This is a genomic window from Rothia nasimurium (genome assembly GCF_042660305.1).
Classification (GTDB): Bacteria; Actinomycetota; Actinomycetes; order Actinomycetales; family Micrococcaceae; genus Rothia; species Rothia nasimurium.
Genome location: NZ_JBHSTW010000001.1, coordinates 105,619 through 128,730 on the forward strand (window position 1 = coordinate 105,619; position 23,112 = coordinate 128,730).

The window sequence follows — 23,112 nt, forward strand, 5'->3', positions numbered from 1 at the left end:
GCCGCGGCTAGTCCTCGCGCAGCAGGTGGCGGAAGGTCTGCACGGCCTCGCGGATTATCTCATCACGTTCAGTGCTCTCGGGCACACCGCGAGTGTAGTCCATATAGCGGAGCAGGGCCGAAGTGATACAAAGGGCTGCACGCAGGCGGGGTTCTGAGGCCCCTTCTCCGGCTTCACTTTCAGGCAGGTAGGGCCAGGGGCCGCGGCGTCCGCTCGCGCTGAACTCCACCCAGTTGACGGTGCGCAGCAGGTCAGCCAGGGTCTTTTCACACTCGATATGGTGGGTTTTCAGGCGGTAGCGCAGCTCCGGGTATTCCTGCACCAGGGGGCGCACCTGCGGGTAGGTGGGGCTGTCGACCGATGCGACCATGATGTCGAGCATCAGGTGGGCGACGCGCTCAAAAATATAGAGGTCCTGGCGGGCAGCATCGCGCTGCAGAATGTCATCGGTAATGACGGGGGCGCGCAGGCCGAGCACAGCGTCCTCTTTACTGGCGAAATAGTTGAAGAGGGTGCGGGGGCTGACCCCGGCAGCTTCAGCGATTTCGTCGGTAGTGGTGGCTTTGAGGCCCTTCTCAAGCACAAGCTTGAGTGCGGCCTCGTGAATCGCGGTGTGGGTTCGCTCCCGGCGCTGCTGGCGCACGGACTTCTCGGGTTTCTTCACACCACCAGTCTATTGCAGAAGTGCAGGTCGCGGGGCCTAGTGGAAGTTCCCCTACAAGGTAGAAGAAGGCCACCCCCTAAATCATCTGTTTATGTGAGAAGACCCGTTCGCCCGGGGCAAGACCCCGCTAGACTGAAAAATGTGAACTTCAGCCTGCCTTTTCTCAACATCCCTAACCTGCCGGACTGGCTCTCGGTAACCCTGGTCGTTATCGATATCTTGATCCGCATCACCGTCATTTTCTGGCTGCCCTACAACCGCAAACCCGTGGTTGCGCTGGGCTGGCTGATGGCGATTTTCTTTATTCCCTTCGTGGGCCTGTTTGCTTTCTTAATTTTTGGTTCAAACCTGGTGCCCCGGCACCGCCGCAGCCGCCAGCGCAGCATGAACCAGATTATTAAAGACTCCATCGAGGGGGACGACGCCGTGCTGGGCGACCCGGAGCTCTCTGAGCCTGCGCGGGTGGCAGCTAACCTCAACTACAAGCTCGGCGCTCTGCCCCTGATTGGCGGCAACGACTTCGAGCTGCGCCACGACAACAACGCAGCCCTGCAGGAAATCGCCAAAAAGATCGACCAGGCTAAGAAGTACGTTCACTTCGAGTTCTACATCACCGCCCTCGATAGCACCACCGAGCCCCTCTGGGACGCCCTGGTGCGCGCCCACCAGCGCGGGGTGGCTGTGCATGTGCTGATTGACCATATCGGCTCCCGCAAATACCCCCGCTGGCGGGAACTTCAGCGCAAGCTCAACGATGCCGGTGTACCCTGGCGACTGATGCTCCCCCTCAAACCCTGGAAGGGCCAGTGGCAGCGCCCTGACCTGCGCAACCACCGCAAGATCGTAGTGATTGACGGGGAAATAGCCTTCTCAGGTTCTCAGAACGCCATCGACCACACCTACAATCTCAAGGGCAACATCAAGAAGGGCCTGGAGTGGAAGGACCTCTCCTTCTTCTGCACCGGCCCCGTAGTACACGAGCTCAACGCGGTCTTTGTCTCCGACTGGTACGCCGAGACCAAGGAGCTTCTGCTCGATGAAATCGACGCCGACATCGAAGCCCATGACGAGGCAGGGCAGGAGGGCCAGCGTCCGCTCGCCCAAATCGTGCCTTCTGGCCCCGGTTTCGAAACCGAAAACAACCTGCGCCTGATCAACCACCTGATTTACAACGCAGAAGAACGCATCATCATCTGCTCCCCCTACTTCGTGCCCGAAGAGACCCTGCTGCAGGCTCTGACCAACATGGCACTCTCGGGTATCGACGTGACCCTGATCGTCTGCGAGAAGGGCGACCAGTTCCTGCCGATTATGGGGCAGCGCTCCTACTACGAGCAGCTGCTCCGCTCGGGTGTGAACATTCAGCAGTACCCCGGCCCCACCGTTCTGCACTCCAAGTTCATGATTGTGGACGACGAAATCACCTTCATCGGCTCCTCCAACATGGACCCCCGCTCCTTCGCCCTCAACTTTGAGGTCTCCACTTTTATCGTGGGCAAGGCTATGGTGCAGGAACTCGAAGGCGTAGCCCGGGACTACATCTCCCGCTGCAAGCGCCTGCGCTACGACGAGTGGGTCAACCGCCCCAACCACCAGAAGGTTGCCGAGAACCTCTGCCGCCTGTGGAGCGCCCTGCTCTAACCGTCGGCACGGCATAAAGAAGATAAGGACGCCGCCCCGCACTCCCCTGCCCGTTGGCAGGAAGGTGCGGGGCGGCGTCCTTGCCTTAATATTTATCTACTAAAAATGTAGTACGGGTTACATTTATCCAGAAGCTAGGTATACTTATTAAACGCACAAATGAACGAGTAAGGAGAGATGCCCATGACACCCTACTACTCGAAAACCACTCTGGCTTCTGCTTTTTTGATAGGTTCAATGGCCTTTGCGGGTTGCGGAGCCGCGCAGGAGGCCTCTGACTCAACGTCGTCTTCTGTGGAATCAGTAGGGGCTGCCATTAACCTCACTGAAGAACAGAAGCGCCAGCTGGAACCTGCTATCAAGAACTACTTCATGAAGGCAAGAGAAGCTGGCTCTTTGCATAATATGCCAGATGATATTCAAGCCATCATCGACAAAGCTGAGGGCGGCGAAGACGCTGAAAATCTCAAAGACCTCGGTAAAGCTATCGATACGTTGAGCGCCGATGATCGCCAGAAGTTACTAGAGTACAGTCGCGGAATTGACCCTACCTATGACCTCTTCGAACGATCTGGTCTGACTGAGGGAGAAGATGTTGCTCTCAGTCTTATGAATACTTTTGTTGGGTCAATGTTCTCTGGCCTGGACACTGCAATCATTGAATCCATCACGGTTGACCTCAATAAAGTTGAATTTGGTGAACGGACCGCAACGACCAGCACAGATTCTTTTCTAACTGAAACAGAGGCATCCACAAGCACGTCGGTTCCTGAAAGCGTCACGGCTGCTGCTGAAGGTGCTCTCGTAGCGTTGTTTGACGGTACTAGCTTCACCTATGAGGAGGGAGCTTGGAAAATCGATGCGGATAGCTTCCTTGATACCTTTAACCGTTCCATCGACGATGCGAATAAGTAGATAAAGATATCTTGCCGAGCTTCGAACTTCTCAGAAAAGAATAGCCAGAATGCCCCCATGTAAGGACGCCGCCCTGCACTCCCCTGCCCGTTGGCAGGAAGGTGCGGGGCAGCGTCCTTACAGCCCTAAGACCTAGTGGCCTGCGTCCTCAGCCTTCTCAGCGTTCTCAATCGCCAGCTTGAGGAAGTCACGGGCCGGGGTGTCGGCAGCGGAGGGCTTACCCGCGTAGGCACCGCGGTACTTGGCAGCCGGGTGACGCTCGTCCACGTACTTGTTACCCTCACCGAAGAGGCTCTCGCGCAGGGTGGAACCCTCATAGGCGGTGCGGTAGCGGCCGCGCTTCTGCAGCTCGGGAACAACGAACTCAACGAAGTCCTCAAAGGAGCCAGGGGAAACGTGGTAAGCCAGGTTGATGCCGTCCAGGCCGCCCTCGTCAATCCACTTCTCCAGCTCATCGGCAACAGTCTGGGGGGAACCCACCAAAACCGCACCCATGCCGCCGGTGGCGCAGTGCTCGGCGATGTCCTTGCGGGTCCACTCCTTCTCCTTATCCTGCAGGGTGAAGGGGGTCAGGAAGGACTGAATCGACTCGGTCTCAACGTACTTGAGGGCCTCGTCCTCATCGAACTGGTCCAGGTCAAGACCGCTCCAGCCGCCGATGATGCCCTGGGACGCCTCAACGTTCTGGTACTTGAGGTACTCAGCGTACTTGGCCTGAGCCTTCTCGTCGGTCTCGTCCACAACAACTGAGAGCATGGCCAGGATCTTGACGTCATCGCGCTTGCGACCGGCCTTTTCAGCCTCAGAACGGATACGCTCGGTCAGTACCTTGGTCAGGTGGGGGCGCAGGGCGGTGATGAAGATAGCCTCGGCGTGCTGGCCCGAGAAAGCCTGGCCGCGAGACGAAGCACCGGCCTGGAAAATCACGGGGGTGCGCTGGGGTGAAGGCTCAGTCAGGGCGATACCGGGAACCTGGAAGTACTTGCCCTTATGCAGGATGGGGTGCACCTTAGAAGGGTCAGCAAAGATGCCGTTTTCACGGTCGCGGGGCACAGAGCCGTCCTCCCACGAACCTTCCCACAGCTTGTAGCAGACGTCGAGGAACTCTTCGGCAATCTCGTACCGCTCATCGTGCTCAATCTGACCGGGCAGACCCTGGTTCTCAGCAGCAGACTGAAGGTAGGAGGTCACCACATTGAAGCCCACGCGACCACCGGTCAGGTGATCCAGGGTGGAGTAAGAGCGGGCCAGAGTGTAGGGCTGGTTGTAGGTCACAGCGGCGGTCACGCCAAAGCCCAGGTGCTCGGTGACAGCGGCCATAGCAGAAATCTGCAGGAAGGGGTCACCCACAGGAACCTGGGCGCCATCCTTCAGCACGGGAGCTACTGAATCCTTGTAGACATCGTAGACACCCACCACGTCAGCGATAAAGACAGCATCGAACAGACCCTTCTCGCAGACCTTAGCCAGGTCGGTCCAGTACTTAATAGTGTTGTACTCATCCGCCCGGTTACGGGGGTGACGCCACAGGCCAAAGCTCTGGTGGCTGGTGGTAGTCATATCGAAGGCGTTGACGACGATGCGCTTCTTCTCGGTCATGAACCGGGCCCTTTCACAGGTGGTGCTTGGCCCTCCGCGCCCGTGCTGCCACCGGCGTCCTTACCCAAAGTAAAAGGCACCGAGCCTTCGCGAAGGTGGCGCCTGGGTGCGCCGTACTTGCATTACTGCCTGATCCTCATCTGGGGCACCCCGCTACGGGAGAGGGTTGCCGCCCAACTAGCCAGAGCTTGACGTTGGGACTCTTGATCTTGAGATTTAGTGTAGCCCGCCCAGCACGCCCAGGTGCAAGCATCTGAGGCTACGTTTCACATTGTGGCGCGTGTTGAGCTCTGTTACGGACGCCGGCGAGTTTCGGTCAGTTTTACCCACAGCGTCACACTCGTAACCGGCCGAAATACCGCGTCATACTCTTGCCCGGTTCCAACAAACGCCCCTAGCGTTGAAAGCGTTAACCATCCAGAGCGACCGAGAGACTTGGCTCAACGACGTCGCAGCAACCTCTCTACACCAGGGGTCGGTGCTAACGCCAAGAGACGATGGAGAAAGCATGAGCGCACCCACGCTAGAACGCACCCCCACCACCCTCACCGCCTGCGAAATCGACTTCAATGCCGTTGGCAAGACCTTTATCGGCGAGCGCGGGGAGACCCGCACCGTCCTTGAAAACGTGTCGTTTACCGCCTACCCCGGTGAGATTATTTCGATTATTGGTTCCTCGGGCTGCGGCAAGTCGACCCTCTTACGGGCTGCTGCAGGCCTGGGGACAGCGACCGCCGGTACCGTCACGATTGACGGCAGCCCGGTACGGGGTCTCGATTCCCGTGTGGCTATTGGTTTCCAGGAGCCGCGTCTGCTGCCCTGGCGCACCGTTGAGAAGAACGTGGCGCTGGGTCTGCCCAAGGGTACCCCCAAGGACGTTGCCCGCGAGCAGGTTGCCCGCCTTCTGGACGTCGTGGGGCTGGCAGACTACGCCCAGCACCGCCCCCGTGAGATTTCCGGTGGCATGGCTCAGCGCGCCTCCCTGGCCCGGGCGCTGGCGCGGAACCCCGGCGTCCTTCTGCTCGATGAGCCCTTCGGCGCCCTTGATGCCCTCACCCGCATCAACATGCAGGATCTGCTGCTCGATATTCATGCCCACGACCCGGCCACCGTCCTGCTGGTCACCCACGATGTGGAAGAAGCCCTCTACCTCTCAGACCGGGTGATTGTGCTGGGTAAGCCGGACCCCGCCGCACCCGCGACGATTGCCCGCATCGTTGAGGTGCCCGATCACCGCCCGCGCGACCGCGGCAACCCGGCGCTATCGTCCCTGCGTAAAGAACTTTTGGCCGAACTCGGCGTTGAAGAACACTAGGAACACACATGTCACTCATTTCTCGTCTCACCACCACTTCTGCCCTGCTCGCAACCGGCACCCTACTACTGACCGGGTGCCTGGCAGGGGAAAACGCTTCTACCGCCGATACTTCTGCCGCTGCGGGCGATACCACCGTCACCATCGACTACGCCACCTATAACCCGCTCTCCCTGATTATCAAGGAAAAGGGCTGGCTTGAGACCGCCCTACAAGAGCAGGGTAAGGACGTCGAGTGGGTACAGTCAGCCGGTTCAAACAAGGCTAATGAGGCCCTGCGCTCCGGTGCGATTGACGTGGGTTCCACCGCGGGCTCAGCTGCCCTGCTGGCTCGCTCCAACGGCTCCCCCATTCAGGTGATTGACCTCTACTCCCAGCCCGAGTGGTCAGCTCTGGTGACCCGCACCGATACCGGTATCTCATCGGTGAAAGACCTGGCCGGTAAAAAGGTAGCCGTCACCAAGGGCACCGACCCCTACTTCTTCCTGCTCCAAGCTCTTGAAGAAGCAGGTGTGTCACCCGATGAGGTCACCATCGAGCAGCTGCAGCACGCCGACGGCCGCACCGCCCTCAACCAGGGCACCGTAGACGCCTGGAGCGGCCTTGACCCCATCATGGCCAGCGCCGAAATTGAGGACGGCAACACCCTCTTCTACCGCAACGTCGACTTCAACACCTACGGCTTCTTGAACGCCACCGAGGACTTCATCGAGAGCGACCCCGAAGCCGCCCAGACCATCGTTGACGTCTACGAATACGCCCGCGACTGGGCACTCGCCAACGAAGAAGAGGCCGTGCAGATCCTGGCGGATGGCTCCGGAATTGAGCTTGAAACCGCCCAGGTCGTCTGGGACCGCACCTACCTCGATATCGATAACGTACCCGGCGACAAGCAGCTCGCCGTGCTGGAGAAGGTCGGCCCCTACCTGGTTGAATCCGGCGACGTTGCCTCACAAGACGAAGTAGACACTGCCCTGGGCAGCATCGTCAACGAAACCTTTGCCCAGAAGGCAGACCCCGCCCGCATCTCAACCCTGGTGGCTGAGTAGTCATGTCAGTTACCTCTGATCTCACCACCCAACCGGCAACCCGCCGCCGTCTGGCGCGCACCGAAACACCGGCGTCCGCGAAGGTACCCCGCCGCCCCCTGCTCACCCGCCGCTGGGCACCCTGGCTCGGCGCCCTGCTTCCCCTGGTTCTGCTGGCGCTCTGGCAGTACCTGAGCACCGCCGGAGTCTTTAGCGCGGTGCAGCTCCCTGCCCCTTCGAAGGTGGTTGCCGCTGCCCTTGATTTAGCAGGACGCGGACAGCTCGGCCTGCACGTTGCTATCTCAACCCAGCGCGTGGTTCTGGGCTTCAGCATCGGGGCTATCCTCGGGCTGGCGCTCGGAGCCTGGGTAGGGCTCTCCCGCTGGGCCCAGGTGCTCGCTGCCCCCACCATCGGCGCCCTGCGCGCTGTGCCGTCGCTGGCCTGGGTGCCGCTGCTGCTGCTCTGGATCGGCATTGGTGAAAACTCCAAGGTCACCCTCATCGCTATCGGCGCCTTCTTCCCCGTCTACACCACCGTCTCGGCGGCCCTAGCCCACGTGGACCCCAAGCTGGTTGAGGCGGCCCGCACCTTCGGCGTCCGCGGCATCAACCTCTTTACCACCGTGCAGCTGCCTGCCGTTCTACCCGCTGTGGTGTCAGGTCTGAGGCTGGCCCTGGCGCAGGCATGGCTCTTCCTGGTCGCCGCCGAACTGCTCGGTGCTTCGATGGGGCTGGGCTTCCTGCTCACCGACTCCCAGAACAACGGCCGCACCGACCGTCTGCTCCTGGCCATCGTGCTACTCGCTATCCTGGGTAAAATCACCGATGCCCTGCTGGGTGTGTTCGAACGGTGGGTCAAGGCCCGGTTCCCCAGCAACTAGAAGAAGGGGTGGGAGGGCGCGCCAGGTTGAGGGCGAGGGCGCGACCATCCGTAAATGTAACCGAAAGCTTCATCTGCATGTTCTTTGAACGCGCAGATGAAGCTTTTGGCTACCTACAGCACTGGTGAAGCTCCCCTGTGGAAAACAGCCCTTCAAGCGTCATACAAACGCATAGAGGTATAAACCCACACAAAACACCCCGAGTTATCCACAATTTATATATAACCCCTTGTCATGGACGAAACTATAGGAGACATTCATGGCATGGAACAATTCTTTACCGAAGTAAAAACCTCTACGGAGCTGCGCCATCTCGGGAAGTCGTCCTCAAGCATCACCAGGGCATGTCAGAGCGGAACCCTTCGTCGCATCTGCCACGGAGCCTACATCAAGACCTCCACCTGGAACAGCTGGGATGCCCGCGCCCGTTGCATCGCCCAACACGTAGGGTTTCTCAAAACCAGATCAGACTTCGTACTCAGCCATATATCCGCAGCGCTGTGGTGGGATGTACCCCTACTGCGGCTCCCCCGCAAAATTTGGGTCAGCCATCCAACGGAGACCGTCCGCTCTACCCCAAAAGTCCATGTCAGCCGTGCCCGAAAGACAGAGTGCTCATCTGCTGTCTTCCATCAAGGAGCTTTTGTCACTCCTCCCCTACAAACAGCAGTTGACTGTGCGCTGACTCTGCCCATACTTGATGCCCTGTGTATCGTGGACTTTTTTCTCAACCAAGGGCTCATTGTCGCCTCTGATTTCACCAGTAGCATCACGGGTTTACGTTGCAAAGGGGTCAAAAACGCGCGTGAGGTCAGCCGTCTCATGAGCGAACGCTCAGAATCTCCTGCAGAAACGGTGACCCGCTATCGAATTGCGATGTGGGGGTTCATCCCGCCCAAGGAACAGGCAACCATTTGGGTGGGGAGTTCCTACTACCGCCCCGACTTTCTGTGGGAAGAGCTCAAACTCATCTTAGAAGTCGATGGTTACGTCAAATATGATGGCACCTATGGCGACCCTGGGGCAGCTATCCGCGCTGAGAAAAGACGCCACCGTGACCTTGAGAAACTCGGGTACCGGGTCATTAGGGTGCAGTGGGAAGACATCGTGCATCACCCGGAAAATTTACGCATCCTTTTGGTCAATGCCGGGGTGCGGTAACGTGGCGTGTGCTCGGCGAATGTCGTCAAAACCTTCATGTGCATGTTCTTTGAACGCGCAGATGAAGGTTTCGGTTACATTCGGGGACGAAGCAGGCGGACGGACGCGCGTCACGCGGCGTCATAAACGTTAAGGGGCGTCACGGTTTAGTAGCAGTGGCTCGCAGGTGCTTACCCTGAAAGAGATTTTGTCCATCAAGAGCGATACGAGAGACCTGGCTCTACGACGATCGCAGCAACCACGCCGAACAAGCCGCCCACGGGCGTCCTGCGAGAACCGGCGCCGGTGCTACAGCCAGCTACCGATGGGAGATACCCTTGGGCGCACCTACCGACTTCGTGTACACCGACCCCTTCAATCCCACGCCCAACCCGGCGCTCATCTCAGATAAGGCCCGAATCCAGTTCTGGGCTGACCAGGCTAAAGCCCGCCTGACCTGGGGTGAGATGTTTGACGAAGCCAACCCCCACACCTTCGCCAAGCCGCAGAGCCTGGGCCTCGATGATGAGGGTATCGAGCAGTTCACTGTGCCCGAGATTAAGTGGTTCGAGGGCGGCAAGCTCAACGTTGCCTACAACTGCGTAGACCGCCACGTCGAAGCGGGTCAGGGCGATAAGGTGGCTCTCTACTTCGAAGGTGAACCCGGTGACCGCGAGGCCATTACCTATGCCGAGCTGCAGCGCCGGATCGCTAAGGCAGCCCACGGCCTGGAGAAGCTGGGCGTCGGCAAGGGTGACCGTGTGGTGATTTACCTGCCGGTGATTCCCGAAACCATCATCTTCACGCTTGCCTGCGCCCGTATTGGCGCTATTCACTCCCTGGTCTTCGGCGGTTTCTCGGCTGAGGCTCTGAAGTTCCGCGTGGAAGATACCGGCGCTAAGGTGCTCATTACCACTGACGGGCAGAACCGCCGCGGCACCGTGGTTCCGGTCAAGGCGACCGCTGACGAAGCCTGCTCGGGTGAGAACAGTATCGAGCACGTTATTGTGGTTGACCGCACCGCGGGCACTCCCGAAGCCCACGCCGCTGTGCCCTGGACCGAGGGCCGCGACGTCTGGTACCACGACCTGGTCGATAACCTACCCGACGCCCACGATTACCAGCTCTTTGACGCTGAAACCCCACTCTTTATCATCTACACCTCCGGCACCACCGGTAAGCCCAAGGGCCTGGTGCACACGTCCGCTGGCTACCTGACCCAGGTGGCCTACACCCACGCCCTGCTCTTCGACCTGCTCCCCGAAATTGAGGACGAGCAGGGCCAGCGCCGCGTGGACGAGCTGGCAACCGTCAACGACCCCGCCAAGGTTGAGAATACCGTTCACTGGTGCACCGCCGACCTGGCCTGGGTCACCGCCCACACCTACGAAATCTACGGGCCGCTGCTCAACGGCGTCACCGAGGTCATTTATGAAGGCACCCCCAATACCCCCACCTTTGAGCGCCACTTCGAGGTGATTGAACGCTACGGGGTCACCAACTATTACACGGCCCCAACTCTGATTCGCTCCCTCATGGGTGCCTTCCCTGACGGCCCGCCGGCGGGCAAGTACGATCTCTCGTCGGTGCGCCTGCTGGGGTCGGTGGGTGAGTCCATCAACCCCGAGGCCTGGCGTTGGTTGCGCGCGCATGTGGGCGGGGGCACCGCGTCCTTCATCGATACCTGGTGGCAGTCTGAGACCGGCTCGACCGTGTGCTCGCCGCGTCCTCACGATCCCCAGTTTGCACCCGCTGGCACCTTTGCGGACGGCGCCCCCCACACGGCGTCCAAGCCCGGCTGTGCGACCCGGGCGGTTCCGGGTATCTCAACCCGCGTGGTCGACGAGCACGGAGCCGACGTTGAGCCTGGCGTCCAGGGCTTTATTGTGGTCGATAAGATTGGCCCTTCCATGGCCCGAACAGTCTGGGGCAACCCGCAGCGCTATCTGGATTCCTACTGGCGCCACTACGGCGAGCGCGGCTGGTTCCTGGCCGGGGACGGGGCCAAGGTCGACGAGGAGGGCGATGTCTACATTCTGGGCCGTATCGACGATGTTATTAACATTTCGGGCCACCGCCTGTCGACCATTGAGATTGAGTCTGCCCTGGTCACCCATGAAGCCGTGGTAGAGGCAGGTGTCTGCCCGGTGGAGGACGAGCTGACCGGCCACCAGGCGGTTGCTTATGTGACTCTCTCTGAGGCCGGACGGGTGCTGAGCGCCGAGGAGCTGAAGAAGGCGCTGACCGAGCATATCCGCCACGAGATTGGCCCGATTGCCAAGCCCAAGGACGTCATTGCGGTTGCCGATATCCCCAAGACCCGGTCGGGTAAGATTACCCGCCGCCTGCTCGGTGAGCTCTACCAGGGCCGCACGCTGGGCGATACTTCTTCCCTGCAGAACGAGGAGGCCCTGGAGGCTATCGCTCAGGTGCTGGCAACCCGCTAAAGGCACCCGAACTGCCCCGCGCGTCCGCGTCCGTCTGCCCGCCCCGCCCCCTTTACGCAGGTGAGCGCGTACCCGCCCTAAAATAGGGAGGGAACGCACTCACCTACTATCGGGAGATTCCATGCCAAGGTTCTCACGCGCGACCAAGACCGTGCTTGCCCTGCTTGCGGGCGGGGCAGCCATTATCGGTATTGGCGCCACCAACCACGCCGCCCCGGCCCGTGTTGCGCCCCTGTTGGGCGGCTCGTCCTCGTCGTCGCAGAAGCAGGGCGGACGTTCCTCCACCAGTTCGCAGATTAGCGGCAGTTCCAAGGAGTACGCCGAGATTTGCTACGACCCCGGCACCGGGCAGCGTCTTGAGAACTCCGAGTGTGAGGACGGCAGCGGCTCAGGTTCCAGCAGCGGTGGCGGCGCAGGCGGGACCGGGCGCTCCTACTGGGTTCCCTATTCTTCATCGTCAACCCTGCCCAAGGTGGGTGAGAAGGTGGCAGGTGGCTCGGAGAGTCGCCCGTCCGATGGCACGATTTTCCGTAACCTGCCCTCGCAGGGCGGCGGGTTTGCCGAGTCTTTCCGCGAGTCAAAGAGCTCTTATACCGTGGAGAACTCGCAGGTGAAGTCGAGCCAGAGCGGGGACTCCTACGGCGGTTTCAACCGGGACGCTAACAAAGACACCACCACCAAGAAGAGTCGTGGCGGCTTTGGCAGCGGGTCGAAGACCGGCGGCGGAACCAAGGGAGGCTAAGGCTAATGAGACGACTGTCCTTCCCCCTGGGCCGCCATAACTGGGAGCAGACTATCGCCGCTGAGGGGCTGATCTATTCGCTCGAAGGCCCCGACGACACCGACCACTACTGGAACGAGTTTGCTGCCTACGAGTTCACCGTGGCTGAGGCCCTCTGGCTGCAGGAGCAGGTCGAAGAGGCCCACCGCATGTGCGTTGCGGCCATCGACCACATCATTGCCGGCCCCCTCAAGTACAAGCTGGGGCTAAGCGACGCTGCGCTGAAACTGGCGATTGATTCCTGGCGCTGGCACGAATACGACTTCTACGGCCGCTTTGATTTTGTCTACAACCCCGAGACTCACGCGCTCAAGATTCTGGAATACAACGCAGATACCCCCACCGGCCTGGTGGAGGCGGCAGTCAGCCAGTCCACCTGGTTCAACGACCAGCGTCTGGATCTGCGCGGCTTCAAAGAGTGGAACGACCTGGGTAACGCCTTTGTCGCCCGCTGGGCGCAGATCCGCCAGCGCGTCAAGTACCCGGTGCTACACCTGGCCTGCGTGAACGAAGACATCGACGAGCTCGGCGAGGACATTGAAAACCTCAAGGTCGTAGCCCACGCCGCGCACATGGCGGGCTGGGAAACCCACATCATGCGCATCGACGACCTCTACTGGGACGCCGACCGCCGCATCTGGCTCGATCACCACGACCGGCAGGTGCACAACCTCTTCAAGCTCTACCCCTGGGAAGACATGGTTGAGGACGCCTACGGGCAGGTCCTCTTCGACGGCGGCTACGCTGCCATGGAGAACTGGTTTGAACCGGCCTGGAAGATGTTCCTCTCCAACAAGGTGCTGATGGTTGCCCTCTGGGAACTCTACCCGGGGCACCCGCTGCTGCTACCGGCGTCCTTGTCGCCCGACCACGGCTTCACCAACTGGGTCAAGAAACCCATCTTTGGGCGGGAGGGCGACGGTATCGTGGTGAACGCCCCGACCCACGGGGTGCAGGTTGCCCACACCGACGGCTACATGACCGAAACCGCCGCCGACCACGAGTACATCTACCAGCAGTACGTGCAGCCGCCCAACTTCACCGGGGACGCCGGCGAACCCAACTACCCCATCATCGGGGCCTGGGTGGTGGGCGGACGCTCCGTGGGCTTCGGCGTGCGCGAATCAGACGGGGCAATTACCGACGGCTACTGCCGGTTCGTGCCGACGGTGCTCAAGTAAACCGGTGGGTAGGTACCATCTAAATCAGAAAAACCCACCAACTAGATGGGTTTTTCTGAGTAGGATGGTACCTTCCTGCCAGGTAGGTACGATAGATGCATGACAGCCCACCACCCCGTTTTTGTTTACGGCACCCTGCGCCCCGGCATGAGTAATAATCGCTGGTTCCGCGGGGCTGATTCTAACCGCGCTGACGCGACTATTACCGGCTACGAGCTGGTCACGAATGGCTCCTACCCCTACCTGCTCCCGGCGTCCGCACCGGTCGGCAGCGACGCCGCCGGGCAGGACGCCCCGGTGGTGCGCGGCACCCTGGTCTTTGTAGACCCCGCCGACTGGGAGGCCGTTGCCGCCTCCCTCGATGAGCTTGAGGGAACCGACCCTGCGCGTCCTGTGCACGATGACAACCTCTACAACCGGGTGCTGGCCGAGGTGGTGACGGACGCCGGTGAGCCGGTCACCGCCTGGGTCTACATTCCGCCAGCGAGCAAGCAGGCGCAGCTGCGGGAGCGCTACCCCCTGGTGCCGGGCGGCGAGTGGACCGAGTAAATGCCCCCTTTTGATTTTGAACCAGAGACCTGGTTCCGTGTGATCGATGTTGCCGCTATTGTCACCAACGGTCTGTTGGGTGGGGCGGTTGCTCGCGCCCACCGTTTCGATATTGTGGGGTTCATTATTTTCTCGGTCATTACAGCGATGGGCGGGGGCATTATTCGCGATGTTCTGCTCGATACCGGCTTCCCGGTGGCTCTGACCGATAGCTACTACTGGGTGGCTGCCCTGGGGTCTGCGGCTCTGGCTTATCTCATGGATTTTGGGTCTCGCTGGGCTGACCGGACCCTGCTGGTGGCGGACTTTCTCGGTATGGGCTGTTGGACCGCGACCGGAACTATCAAGGCTCTCGCTCTGGGTCTGCACTGGCTACCGGCGATTGCTCTGGGTGTGGTGACGGCGGTGGGCGGCGGTGCCCTGCGCGACATTATGGTCAATCGTATTCCGGCGATTCTGGGTGGTAGCCCGCTGTACGCCACGGTGGCGTTTGTGGGGGCTGCGGAGGTCGCCCTGTGCATGGTTGTATGGGATCAGCAGGTGCTGGGCATGGCTCTTTCCATTGTGACCTGCCTGGTCATGGGTATTGTGGCGCGGTGGCGCCGCTGGCAGCTGCCGGAGCCGGTTCAGTTCAAGGTTCCCCGCCCCCGTTTGCGGTTAGGACGCCGCCGCTCAGGTTCGCGCGACCGGTGGGTTCCCGGTGCCCCGCTGACCCAGGAAATGCGCATTATTGACGAAGAAACAGCCCGCGCCCACCGCGAGGGTCGGCTGTAAGGGATAGTTATACGGTTTTCACAGTATAAAATGATGGGTCTAAGAAAGACCCCTTTGACCTAGTCAAAGATAAATTGTGCCAGGGTCACGCAGCCGTAGCTCTCGACGGGATTGAAGCCCCTACCCCGGTAAAGGTCAATCACGTGCTGGTTGCTAGGATGGGTGTCTGTGGTGATGTAGACCTGGCGGACGCCACCAACAGCAGCCAGCGCCATGTCGAGCAGGCGGGAACCAAGGCCAGACTTCTGAAAGTCCGGGTTAATGAGTAAATCTTGAATATAGCTAATGCTGACCCCATCGCCAACGGCCCGCACCAGCCCGGCAAGTCGGCCGGTGGCGTCCTCACGGGCCACCGCCAAGTAAAGGCTACCGGTGCACATGGGGACCAGGTCTTCAGGGTGGTCGGTGTAAGCGCTCCACCCAACAGAGGTATAGAGATCTACCAGTTCCTGCTGGCTAGGTACCAGACCTACTGAAAAAGTAAAAGCGGTGTTCATGGGCAAAACTTTACCGTGCGCTTATCCCTGAAAATACTCCCAGCTTCTTCATCACAGAAAGCAAGCCCAGAACAATATCCTATTGTTGAAAGTACAGCCGTTTGCCATACTGGAAAGCACAGTAAGGAGAGAACCTATGACCGTGCATGTTGAGTTTACAGCTACTGAAGAGGCACAGCTACAGAGTCTTTCTTCCGCTCTTGGTACGAGCACCGAAGAGCTAGTGCGTTCTGCTGTACTTGATTATCTTGAGCAGCAGGAAGAACAGGTATGGGCACAGCAGGCGTTGGCGCGCTTCGAGGCAGACGGCCGTGAGACCCGCCCTGCCCAAGAATTGTGGGATGAGCTCGGGGTCTGAATGTGGCCTGGCAATTAGTACTGGCAAAAGAGTTTGAACGATCGATTAGAAAGCTCGATAAGCCGGATATTCGTAGAATTAAGACTTACCTTGACCAGGTAGTTCAGTTAGATAATCCGAGGGACCGGGGAAAAGCGCTGACAGCTGACAAGGTTGGCCTGTGGCGTTATCGTGTAGGAAATTTTCGAGTACTCGTAAAATTTGAAGATCAGCAGATGCAAGTTATTGCTCTCGATGTTGGTCACCGTTCAACAATTTACCGTTAGTCTTCTAAGCTCCTCTGGTATTAAAAAATCACCCCATCCTTTTTCTCTTCACCCTAGTGATTATCTCGGGGTGAAGAGAGAAAGGACGGGGTGAAGTCGGCTCTGGGGCGCTCAGGCCGGCATCGCTACGTCCAGGCCGCCCCTAGCGCCCCAGCGCCTTAGATTCGGTAGTCCGTCATTTCGAAGATCTGCAGGAAGCGCTGGATGCGTTCGTTGTCGGAGGCAAAGAAGGCTTCGGGGGCGCCGTTGTAGAGCACATTACCGCCGTCGAGGAAGACGATGCGGTCGGCGACCCGGCGGGCGAAGGCCATGTTGTGGGTAACGACCACCAGGGAGCGTTTTTCGCGGGCCAGGTCGATGAGCACCTGAATGACTTCGGCTTCAAGCTCGGGGTCGAGGGCGGAGGTGGGCTCGTCAAAGAGCAGGTAGTCGGGGGCGACCGCCAGGGCGCGGGCAATGGCAACGCGCTGCTGCTGGCCGCCGGAGAGGTTATCGGGATAGGCGTCCGCCTTATGCCCCAGCCCCACCTTTTCTAGGAGTTCGCGCGCAAGCTGGGCGGCGGCGTCCTTACCCATCTTGCCGTTGAGCACCGGGGCCAGGGCCACGTTCTGCTCAGCGGTGTAGTGGGGGAAGAGGTTGAAGTTCTGGAAGACCATGGCCGAGTGCTTGCGGATGGTGCGTACCTGCTCGTCGGTCAGCCCGGCGGCGAAGTCCACCGAGTCACCCTCGATGGTCAGGACGCCAGACTCGGGGGTTTCAAGCAGGTTGAGGCAGCGCAGCAGGGTGGATTTGCCCGAGCCGGAGGGCCCGAGAATGACCGTGGTTTCGCCGTTGTCGAGGTCCAGGGAGATGTCACGCAGGATGGTGTTCTCGCCGAAGCTTTTGGTGAGGTTCTTCAGGCTAAGCATTGGCTGTCCTTATGTAACGGCTGGTGCGCTTTTCGAGGGCGCGCTGGGCGATGGAGAGCAGGGTGAAGATGACCAGGTAGATAGCGGCGACTTCCAGGTACATGGCCAAAGGTTCGAAGGTGCGGGCGGCAACCTGCTTGCCGGAGTGGAAGAGATCAACCATGGAGATCACCGAGACCAGGGAGGTGCCCTTGACCAGGTCGATCAGGTCATTGCCCAGCGGGGGCAGGGCGATGCGGGTGGCCTGCGGGACTACGACGTGGCGCAGGGTCTGCATCTTGGTGAAGTTGAGGGTGCGGGCAGCTTCAAACTGGCCGCGCGGAATCGAGGCGTAGGCTGAGCGGAAGGTCTCTGCCACATAGGCTCCGGTGTTGAGGCTGAGCGCGATGATGGCGGCGGGCCAGGTGTCGAGGGTGATGCCGATGCGGGGTAGCCCGTAGAACACCAGGAAGAGCTGCACCAGAAGCGGGGTGCCGCGGAAGAACCACACGAAGGCTGTTGCCAGCCAGTTGAGCGGGTTGTAGCGGCTGAGGTTGCGGGCTGTGGTGGCCAGCAGACCCAGTACCAGCGCGAGGACGAAGGAGATGAGGGTCAGCGGGATGGTCACCTGCACGGTGGCCAGCAGCAGGGAGGGCAGGGATTGTGCCCAGAGTTCTAGGTAGCGGTCCATAGTGTTCTACGGGTTACTTTCGGTTCGGACGCCGGGGTTCAGCTTGCCGGGGCCGGGTTAGGCCTTGGGGCTGAGGTCGATGCCAACGTACTTTTCGTAGATGGCCTTGAAGTCGCCGTTTTCCAGGTGCTTGGCGATGGAGTCGTTGATGGCGGTCTGCAGGGTGGTTGCGCCCTTGGGCATCAGGATTGCTGATTCGGAGGCGTCACCGAGCACGCCGTCGAGCAGGCGGATGGGGGCGTCGGGGTGCTGTTCCTGGTAGTAGGCGAAGGTGACGGCGTCGTTACCGCAGGCGTCCACGCGGCCGGTGAGTACCTGTTCGATGGCTTCGTCGAAGCCGGTCACGATGGTCATCTGGGCGCCTGCTTCTTCGAGCAGGGTGCGGAAGTTAGAGGTCTCTGATGAGGCTGCGGTGGCGCCGTTGAGGTCGGCGATGGTCTGCAGTTCTGAGTCCTGCAGGACGGCGACCTTACCTTCTGAGGCGACGTAGGGGTTGGAGAAGTCGTACTTCTGCTTGCGCTCTTCGGTGGGTGAGACGTTGTTGATGACGATGTCGTAGCGGTCGGCGTCGACACCGGCGATCAGGGAGTCCCAGGGGGTTTCGGTGTATTCGGCGGTGACGCCCAGGTCGGCGGCGATGAGGTCGCCGATTTCCTTTTCCATGCCGACGAGTTCGCCGGCTTCGTTGTGGTAGTTCCAGGGGGCGAAGGTGCCTTCGAAGCCGATGCGGATTTTACCGGCGTCCTTGATGGCCTGCAGCTTGTCTGCTGCTGCGGCGGAGGAGCCGGAGGTGGTGGAGGATGAGGAGCCGCAGGCTGCCAGGGCCAGGGCGAGGGCGGACGCGCCAGTGAGGGCGAGAGCGGAACGACGGTTGATTACTGTCATGGTACCTGTCTTTCGGTGGTGACACTTTGGGTAACTGCGCAAGCTTATAACAGGTGGAGCCCCCACAAAGAATTATTGTTACGAGAGTGTTACGAAAATTTTTCAGGGGAGGTTGGAGGTGCCATGAAACGCCACTAAGGCACCCCTCCCACCAGCAGAAATGAGGGGAAAAACACTTTTGAACAGGACTGCACTAAAGCAAAGTAGCCTCATTCAACAAGCAAACACCCTTGCCCCAAAGGAAGTGGACTACTAAATTTAGAACCACCACAAGCACAAAGCATACTTATAAGAGAGGTGTTTCACATGTTCATCTTTGGCAAGACTACGACCACCGCTGCCGCCACCCTCCTTCTGGCCTTCGCAGGGATTACCACCGCTTCAGCGAGCAGCGACGATTCCATCGCCGAGCTTGTAGAGCTAAACCCCGGCACCTCCTATTCACAGATGCAGGCTGACCTTTCGGCCTATGCAGAAGCTAATAACACCACCGTGGAGGCTGTTGCACAGGAAGCACTCGAGGACGCCCGGGGAAGCACTACCAACAACGTTGCAAGCTCTTCTGGCTTCCGTCAGGCTGTTCCCGTCTTACCTGCTGGGCGGAATAGGGGTGACATCTTTGTCACTCCCGCAAATACCCTCGGTTTTGATCACGGTCATACTGGCCTGTACTTCTCAGCCGAAGAAATCATTGAAGCCCCCGGCAAAAAGGGTGAACATACTCAAAGCCATAGAATCAGCCGAAACAACGTATCAGCACCATCTGGCTCAGTTTTGCTCAATGTGAAAATTGACCAGGCTACCAAGGATTCTGTCGCAGATTGGACGAATGAGAACCTACTAGGTCGCCCCTATAACTCAAACTTTGCTGTCAATAAATTTGGTAGCTTCTCAGCCCTCAACTGCTCTCAGCTGGTCTGGCACGCCTACGATGTTGCCGCCGGTATCAATTTAGACAGCAACGGCGGCCCCGGTGTCTACCCCTACAACATTAAGGACTCCGAACACACCGAAATTTACCATACCGTGAGCTAAGTAAGGAGATTATCATGAAAAAAAGAAGTCTTATCGCACTCACAGCTACCTTCCTCCTTACTGCCTGCACCCCTCCCCCAGCTTTAGACAGATGGCCTGAAGCAAAGCTTACCGGGAATAACTTAGAGGACGTTGAATACGCGCTTTATCTCAGCCCCCAAGTGATTGGTTCGACCCCCGTTGACCGTAGCTATCTTGCCCTCATTAAAGCTGATGGATCCTATGAAACCATAAGGGTGGATGGGCTAGATAACGGTGGTGTTTTCTGGACAGAAGAAGGAATCCACTTTGCTGATAAATCCGCAGACTATCTGCTGACCGATGAAAAACTCGAAAAATGGTCCCTTGAAAAATCTGACTTGATGTACGGCTACAATCTTCATCCCGACGGCTCTACCGTAGGTCTCTACAGCTTTGGTTCCCAGGAAAATCAGGGGTATACAACTCAGGTTATTCAACGAAACGGAGATGATGTTATCTCCTTTCCAACCGAGGGTTCATACTATGATTCAGGAATTTGCCCGGATGGAACAATCGTAGGGATTTCTCCGACCACTGGACATTACAAAAATGACGGAGTTGAAGAAAAAATTCTTGTCACAATTGATGAGAAGGAAGAAAAAGAAAAACTAGTTCTTAATTTTCCTAACTACCATACCCCTGCAAACGACTTGCACTGCCGGGACGGAAAAGTATTTGCCCTGGGTACACTGCCTGAAGAGAATGAATACGGTAGCTACCAGTACGGCGATGTGCTCACCTTCGACCTTGAAACAAGAGAGTTCTTAGCGGTCCCTGTGACTGATAAAGAAGGAGCCCCGCTACCTCTTACCCATGAAGACGGCACTGGAGTAGCACACGCTCAAGCTATAGATAATGAAGCTATCAAAGATGGCAAACTGTCCTGGTACCTGGGGAACACTATCTATGAGACCGATGTTGCCACCGGCGTCACCAACGAACTCTTCGACATCTCCGCAACTAAACAAGGACTGTCCAACTCACAGGTTGTTTTCAGGGAAGTCGATATCGTCGTCTTCTCTTACAACCAAGACGAAGAAATCCAGATGGTTCGTTACGACCGCTCAACTGGGCATGAACTTGACCGTGTTCAAGTCGACGGTCTAACTGAGAAAACCTCAATCAAGATGATACCCCGAGGGTTCGCAGCTAAACCACTAACCTGAGCCCTCGCGCAGAAGGGTGGGCTTCTATCCCAGGAGCCCACCCTTTGTATCTTTACCCCGCCCTAGGCAGCATCCAGGGCAGAGGTCATATCCTCCAGCAGGTCCTCAACGTCCTCAATACCGACGGCTACGCGCACCAGGCGGGTGGTGAGGCCGGCGTCATCACGGTCTTCTGGGGAGTAGGCGCCCTGGGTCATGGTGGTGGGTAGGCAGACCAGGGACTCAATGCCGCCGAGGGAGACGGCGAAGGTGAAGACCTTGAGGGAGTCGAGGAAGGCCTTGATGTCGTGGCCTTCCTTGACGGTGAAGGAGAAGAGGGCGCCCTTGCCGGTGGCCTGTTCGGCCTGAATTTTAGCTTCTTCGGCGCTGTAGGAGCCGGGGAAGTAGACGGTCTCTACGGCGGGGTGGGCGGCGACAGCCTCGATGATGGCTTCAGCGTTGGCCTGCTGGCGTTCCATGCGCAGGGCCAGGGTCTTGACGTTCTGTAGCAGGCGGTAGGAGTCGATGGGTGAAAGCACGCCGCCGGAAATCAGCTGAGCCTTGAAGAGTTTATCGGCCAGGTCGGCGTCGTTGGTGGTGGCGACGCCCGCGAGCAGGTCGCCGTGACCGGCCAGGTACTTGGTGGCTGACTGCACGACGATGTCGGCACCCAGTTCCAGGGGCTTTTGCAGGTAGGGGGTCATGACGGTGTTATCGACGACCAGCAGGGCCCCGTGACGGTGGGCCAGCTCTGCGACCTTCTTGATGTCGGTGACGCGCAGGGTGGGGTTGGAGGGGGTCTCAATGAAGACCATGCCCACGTTCTTGCCCTCGAAGTGGGCGTCGGAGAGGGTGGAGAGGTCGTAGACCAGTTCGTGCGCAACTCCACGCTTGGGCAGCTCGATGGTGGCGAATCGGTAGTTGCCGCCGTAGACGGGCATGCCCATGAGCAGGGTCTGGCCGTGTTCCAGGATTCCCATGGCGGCAGCGGTGGCTGCCATGCCGGAGCCGTAGAGGAAGGCGTGCTCGGCACCCTCGATGGCGGCGAGGGTGGTTTCTGCCTTGGAGCGGGTGGGGTTGCCACCGCGCTGGTATTCGAAGGGGCCTTCGGTGCCGTCGGTGGGCTGGCCGAAGGTGGAGGCGGTGTAAATCGGGGGCACGACGGCCTGTTCTTCGTTAGAGTGCACGGCGTGAATGGCGCGAGTGGTAAAGCCTGCCACGGTGGTTCCTTTCGGTATCAAGAAAAAAGCGTATTTATAGAGCCTATACCTGCTATCTGCAAGGCAGAGAATTAATGTTACGCCTTTATGAAGAATCGCCGGGGAAAAGGGCCGACCTGTGGGAAAGCCCACCCAAAAGTTGGCAAGGGCAGGTTGAAGCCTTGACTCCCACCCCGCATCCGATATGATTTTTAACACCAGTAAATAAACTTACTATTAGCCTATTGGGAGTTTCCATATACCTCCAGAGCCTGTCGCAGCAGGCACCGAAGTCACCATCGAGCAGGAGAGAAAAGATGCTGTCGCACAATGGGCAGATGAGAACCTTATAGGTCGCCCCTACAACATCAAAGACTCGGAACACACTGCAACCTACCGCGTCATTAATGACTAAAAGCAAGGAGACAGCCATGCGAATACAACGAAAACTCCTTCTAGTGCTAGCTTCTGCGACCTTAGCTTTCACTTCCTGCACCCCGCCTCCCGCATTAGATGGCTGGCCAGCGGCTGATACTGAACAAGGGAATCCCCTAGAATACGTAGAATATGTTCTCTACCTCAACCCCCAAGTTATAGGCAAAACCCCCGTAGACCGGGGCTATCTAGCTCTCATCAAAAAAAGACGGTAGCTTTGAGAGCATCAGAACCGAAGGCCTAGACAGAGGTGGAGTCTTCTGGGACGAAACAGGAATCCACTTTGCTGACCGAAAAACAGACTACCTTCTCACCGAAGAAGGGCTTACAAGCTGGCCCCTCAACAAAACCGATCTCATCGAAGGCTACCATCTAGGCCCCCGCGGTGAAACCATCGGCCTCTACAACTACGAGGTCGAAAAAGACAGCGACCGTAGCTACACCACCCAAGTCATTATCCGCCAGGGGGCGACGTCACGTCCTTCCCCATCGAGGGAGCCTACTACCACTCAGGAGTATGCCCAGATGGAACCATCGTTGCCCTATCTGGTATGGAAAAACGTCGCGGCCCCGAAGAATATCTGCTTGTCGCCATGAACGAGCAGACCCAAAAGAAGAAATTATTGACTACGTCCCTTATCATTTCAAGACCACTGGGGGAAATCTACAGTGTCAAGATAGAACCATCTACGCCATAGTATCAGATAATAATCACGGTGGATACTACACTACTCGATATGGATCCATACTTACCTGGGACTTAGATACTGGTCAAAGG

Annotated in this window: 22 protein-coding genes and 2 riboswitches; of the genes, 15 read left to right on the forward strand and 7 right to left on the reverse strand. The window is 58.8% G+C overall.

The features are described 5' to 3' along the window. Positions 1–7: 7 nt before the first annotated feature. Positions 8–664: a TetR/AcrR family transcriptional regulator gene (locus ACFP6B_RS00475; protein ID WP_237186917.1), complete on the reverse strand. Its 657-nt coding sequence runs from the start codon at positions 662–664 to the stop codon at positions 8–10. A gap of 141 nt (positions 665–805) precedes the next feature. On the opposite strand from ACFP6B_RS00475, the gene cls reads away from it, so the two are divergent. Together cls and ACFP6B_RS00485 are read left to right on the forward strand one after the other, a co-directional pair. Beyond that, the gene (cls, locus tag ACFP6B_RS00480) at positions 806–2,305 is read left to right on the forward strand and encodes a cardiolipin synthase (protein WP_377125375.1); all 1,500 of its coding nucleotides are present in this window, start codon (positions 806–808) and stop codon (positions 2,303–2,305) included. 183 nt (positions 2,306–2,488) lie between these two features. Then, positions 2,489–3,220 carry a hypothetical protein gene (locus tag ACFP6B_RS00485; RefSeq protein WP_377125378.1) on the forward strand — a complete coding sequence of 244 codons (732 nt, stop codon included), beginning with the start codon at positions 2,489–2,491 and terminating at the stop codon, positions 3,218–3,220. Positions 3,221–3,352: 132 nt separating this feature from the next. On the opposite strand, the gene ACFP6B_RS00490 is transcribed toward ACFP6B_RS00485, so the two are convergent. Next, positions 3,353–4,819 (reverse strand): LLM class flavin-dependent oxidoreductase, encoded by a 1,467-nt coding sequence (locus tag ACFP6B_RS00490; RefSeq protein WP_377125381.1) that lies wholly within the window; start codon positions 4,817–4,819, stop codon positions 3,353–3,355. A gap of 108 nt (positions 4,820–4,927) precedes the next feature. After that, a riboswitch (SAM riboswitch) is annotated at positions 4,928–5,028 on the reverse strand. Between the two features lie 201 nt (positions 5,029–5,229). Beyond that, positions 5,230–5,323, forward strand: a riboswitch (SAM riboswitch). Positions 5,324–5,327: 4 nt separating this feature from the next. Here ACFP6B_RS00490 and ACFP6B_RS00495 point away from each other — a divergent pair. From ACFP6B_RS00495 to ACFP6B_RS00535, 9 genes are all read left to right on the forward strand, one after another. Beyond that, positions 5,328–6,134, forward strand: coding sequence for an ABC transporter ATP-binding protein (locus ACFP6B_RS00495; RefSeq protein ID WP_377125384.1), 807 nt, complete (start codon positions 5,328–5,330; stop codon positions 6,132–6,134). Positions 6,135–6,142: 8 nt separating this feature from the next. Beyond that, the gene (locus ACFP6B_RS00500; RefSeq protein ID WP_377125387.1) at positions 6,143–7,183 is read left to right on the forward strand and encodes an aliphatic sulfonate ABC transporter substrate-binding protein; all 1,041 of its coding nucleotides are present in this window, start codon (positions 6,143–6,145) and stop codon (positions 7,181–7,183) included. 2 nt (positions 7,184–7,185) lie between these two features. After that, complete coding sequence (locus tag ACFP6B_RS00505) at positions 7,186–8,043, forward strand: ABC transporter permease (protein WP_377125392.1); 858 nt, start codon at positions 7,186–7,188, stop codon at positions 8,041–8,043. Between the two features lie 234 nt (positions 8,044–8,277). Next, complete coding sequence (locus ACFP6B_RS00510; RefSeq protein ID WP_377125395.1) at positions 8,278–9,204, forward strand: type IV toxin-antitoxin system AbiEi family antitoxin domain-containing protein; 927 nt, start codon at positions 8,278–8,280, stop codon at positions 9,202–9,204. Between the two features lie 317 nt (positions 9,205–9,521). Beyond that, positions 9,522–11,630 (forward strand): AMP-binding protein, encoded by a 2,109-nt coding sequence (locus ACFP6B_RS00515; RefSeq protein ID WP_377125398.1) that lies wholly within the window; start codon positions 9,522–9,524, stop codon positions 11,628–11,630. 121 nt (positions 11,631–11,751) lie between these two features. After that, positions 11,752–12,372, forward strand: a complete 621-nt coding sequence (locus ACFP6B_RS00520) for a hypothetical protein (protein WP_377125401.1) — start codon at positions 11,752–11,754, stop codon at positions 12,370–12,372. Positions 12,373–12,377: 5 nt separating this feature from the next. Beyond that, positions 12,378–13,592, forward strand: a complete 1,215-nt coding sequence (locus ACFP6B_RS00525; protein WP_377125404.1) for a glutathionylspermidine synthase family protein — start codon at positions 12,378–12,380, stop codon at positions 13,590–13,592. 99 nt (positions 13,593–13,691) lie between these two features. After that, positions 13,692–14,141 (forward strand): gamma-glutamylcyclotransferase family protein, encoded by a 450-nt coding sequence (locus ACFP6B_RS00530; protein ID WP_377125407.1) that lies wholly within the window; start codon positions 13,692–13,694, stop codon positions 14,139–14,141. Next, positions 14,142–14,915, forward strand: a complete 774-nt coding sequence (locus ACFP6B_RS00535) for a trimeric intracellular cation channel family protein (RefSeq protein ID WP_377125410.1) — start codon at positions 14,142–14,144, stop codon at positions 14,913–14,915. Between the two features lie 59 nt (positions 14,916–14,974). Here ACFP6B_RS00535 and ACFP6B_RS00540 read toward each other — a convergent pair whose 3' ends face one another. Beyond that, positions 14,975–15,412: a GNAT family N-acetyltransferase gene (locus ACFP6B_RS00540; RefSeq protein WP_377125413.1), complete on the reverse strand. Its 438-nt coding sequence runs from the start codon at positions 15,410–15,412 to the stop codon at positions 14,975–14,977. 136 nt (positions 15,413–15,548) lie between these two features. Here ACFP6B_RS00540 and ACFP6B_RS00545 point away from each other — a divergent pair, with 136 nt between their 5' ends. Further along, positions 15,549–15,770 (forward strand): DUF6290 family protein, encoded by a 222-nt coding sequence (locus tag ACFP6B_RS00545; protein ID WP_237186906.1) that lies wholly within the window; start codon positions 15,549–15,551, stop codon positions 15,768–15,770. 2 nt (positions 15,771–15,772) lie between these two features. Beyond that, positions 15,773–16,036 carry a type II toxin-antitoxin system RelE family toxin gene (locus ACFP6B_RS00550; RefSeq protein ID WP_283489840.1) on the forward strand — a complete coding sequence of 88 codons (264 nt, stop codon included), beginning with the start codon at positions 15,773–15,775 and terminating at the stop codon, positions 16,034–16,036. A 158-nt stretch (positions 16,037–16,194) separates the two neighbouring features. Here ACFP6B_RS00550 and ACFP6B_RS00555 read toward each other — a convergent pair whose 3' ends face one another. The 3 genes from ACFP6B_RS00555 to ACFP6B_RS00565 are packed head-to-tail and all read right to left on the reverse strand — an operon-like array spanning position 16,195 to position 18,499. After that, positions 16,195–16,944: an amino acid ABC transporter ATP-binding protein gene (locus tag ACFP6B_RS00555; RefSeq protein WP_237186904.1), complete on the reverse strand. Its 750-nt coding sequence runs from the start codon at positions 16,942–16,944 to the stop codon at positions 16,195–16,197. Next, a complete protein-coding gene (locus ACFP6B_RS00560; RefSeq protein WP_377125418.1) occupies positions 16,937–17,614 on the reverse strand; it encodes an amino acid ABC transporter permease in 678 nt (225 codons plus the stop codon). The genes ACFP6B_RS00555 and ACFP6B_RS00560 overlap by 8 nt, the downstream gene beginning before the upstream one ends. 57 nt (positions 17,615–17,671) lie before the next feature. Continuing rightward, positions 17,672–18,499 carry a transporter substrate-binding domain-containing protein gene (locus ACFP6B_RS00565; protein ID WP_377125421.1) on the reverse strand — a complete coding sequence of 276 codons (828 nt, stop codon included), beginning with the start codon at positions 18,497–18,499 and terminating at the stop codon, positions 17,672–17,674. 306 nt (positions 18,500–18,805) lie between these two features. Between ACFP6B_RS00565 and ACFP6B_RS00570 the strand changes: the two genes are divergently transcribed. Together ACFP6B_RS00570 and ACFP6B_RS00575 are read left to right on the forward strand one after the other, a co-directional pair. Beyond that, positions 18,806–19,534, forward strand: a complete 729-nt coding sequence (locus ACFP6B_RS00570) for a hypothetical protein (RefSeq protein ID WP_377125424.1) — start codon at positions 18,806–18,808, stop codon at positions 19,532–19,534. Positions 19,535–19,548: 14 nt separating this feature from the next. Beyond that, positions 19,549–20,721 carry a hypothetical protein gene (locus tag ACFP6B_RS00575; RefSeq protein WP_377125427.1) on the forward strand — a complete coding sequence of 391 codons (1,173 nt, stop codon included), beginning with the start codon at positions 19,549–19,551 and terminating at the stop codon, positions 20,719–20,721. Positions 20,722–20,783: 62 nt separating this feature from the next. Here the strand turns inward: ACFP6B_RS00575 and ACFP6B_RS00580 are convergent, their stop codons facing one another. Next, entirely contained in the window at positions 20,784–21,920 is a 1,137-nt protein-coding gene (locus tag ACFP6B_RS00580; protein ID WP_377125430.1) for a trans-sulfuration enzyme family protein, read from the reverse strand. Between the last annotated feature and the right edge of the window lie 1,192 nt (positions 21,921–23,112).

Coding starts and splice junctions, on each gene's coding strand:
- ACFP6B_RS00485 (WP_377125378.1), top strand. CDS start 2,489: ATGACACCCTACTACTCGAAAACCACTCTGGCTTCTGCTTTTTTGATA.
- ACFP6B_RS00490 (WP_377125381.1), bottom strand. CDS start 4,819: ATGACCGAGAAGAAGCGCATCGTCGTCAACGCCTTCGATATGACTACC.
- ACFP6B_RS00495 (WP_377125384.1), top strand. CDS start 5,328: ATGAGCGCACCCACGCTAGAACGCACCCCCACCACCCTCACCGCCTGC.
- ACFP6B_RS00500 (WP_377125387.1), top strand. CDS start 6,143: ATGTCACTCATTTCTCGTCTCACCACCACTTCTGCCCTGCTCGCAACC.
- ACFP6B_RS00505 (WP_377125392.1), top strand. CDS start 7,186: ATGTCAGTTACCTCTGATCTCACCACCCAACCGGCAACCCGCCGCCGT.
- ACFP6B_RS00510 (WP_377125395.1), top strand. CDS start 8,278: ATGGACGAAACTATAGGAGACATTCATGGCATGGAACAATTCTTTACC.
- ACFP6B_RS00520 (WP_377125401.1), top strand. CDS start 11,752: ATGCCAAGGTTCTCACGCGCGACCAAGACCGTGCTTGCCCTGCTTGCG.
- ACFP6B_RS00525 (WP_377125404.1), top strand. CDS start 12,378: ATGAGACGACTGTCCTTCCCCCTGGGCCGCCATAACTGGGAGCAGACT.
- ACFP6B_RS00530 (WP_377125407.1), top strand. CDS start 13,692: ATGACAGCCCACCACCCCGTTTTTGTTTACGGCACCCTGCGCCCCGGC.
- ACFP6B_RS00535 (WP_377125410.1), top strand. CDS start 14,142: ATGCCCCCTTTTGATTTTGAACCAGAGACCTGGTTCCGTGTGATCGAT.
- ACFP6B_RS00540 (WP_377125413.1), bottom strand. CDS start 15,412: ATGAACACCGCTTTTACTTTTTCAGTAGGTCTGGTACCTAGCCAGCAG.
- ACFP6B_RS00545 (WP_237186906.1), top strand. CDS start 15,549: ATGACCGTGCATGTTGAGTTTACAGCTACTGAAGAGGCACAGCTACAG.
- ACFP6B_RS00555 (WP_237186904.1), bottom strand. CDS start 16,944: ATGCTTAGCCTGAAGAACCTCACCAAAAGCTTCGGCGAGAACACCATC.
- ACFP6B_RS00560 (WP_377125418.1), bottom strand. CDS start 17,614: ATGGACCGCTACCTAGAACTCTGGGCACAATCCCTGCCCTCCCTGCTG.
- ACFP6B_RS00565 (WP_377125421.1), bottom strand. CDS start 18,499: ATGACAGTAATCAACCGTCGTTCCGCTCTCGCCCTCACTGGCGCGTCC.
- ACFP6B_RS00570 (WP_377125424.1), top strand. CDS start 18,806: ATGTTCATCTTTGGCAAGACTACGACCACCGCTGCCGCCACCCTCCTT.
- ACFP6B_RS00575 (WP_377125427.1), top strand. CDS start 19,549: ATGAAAAAAAGAAGTCTTATCGCACTCACAGCTACCTTCCTCCTTACT.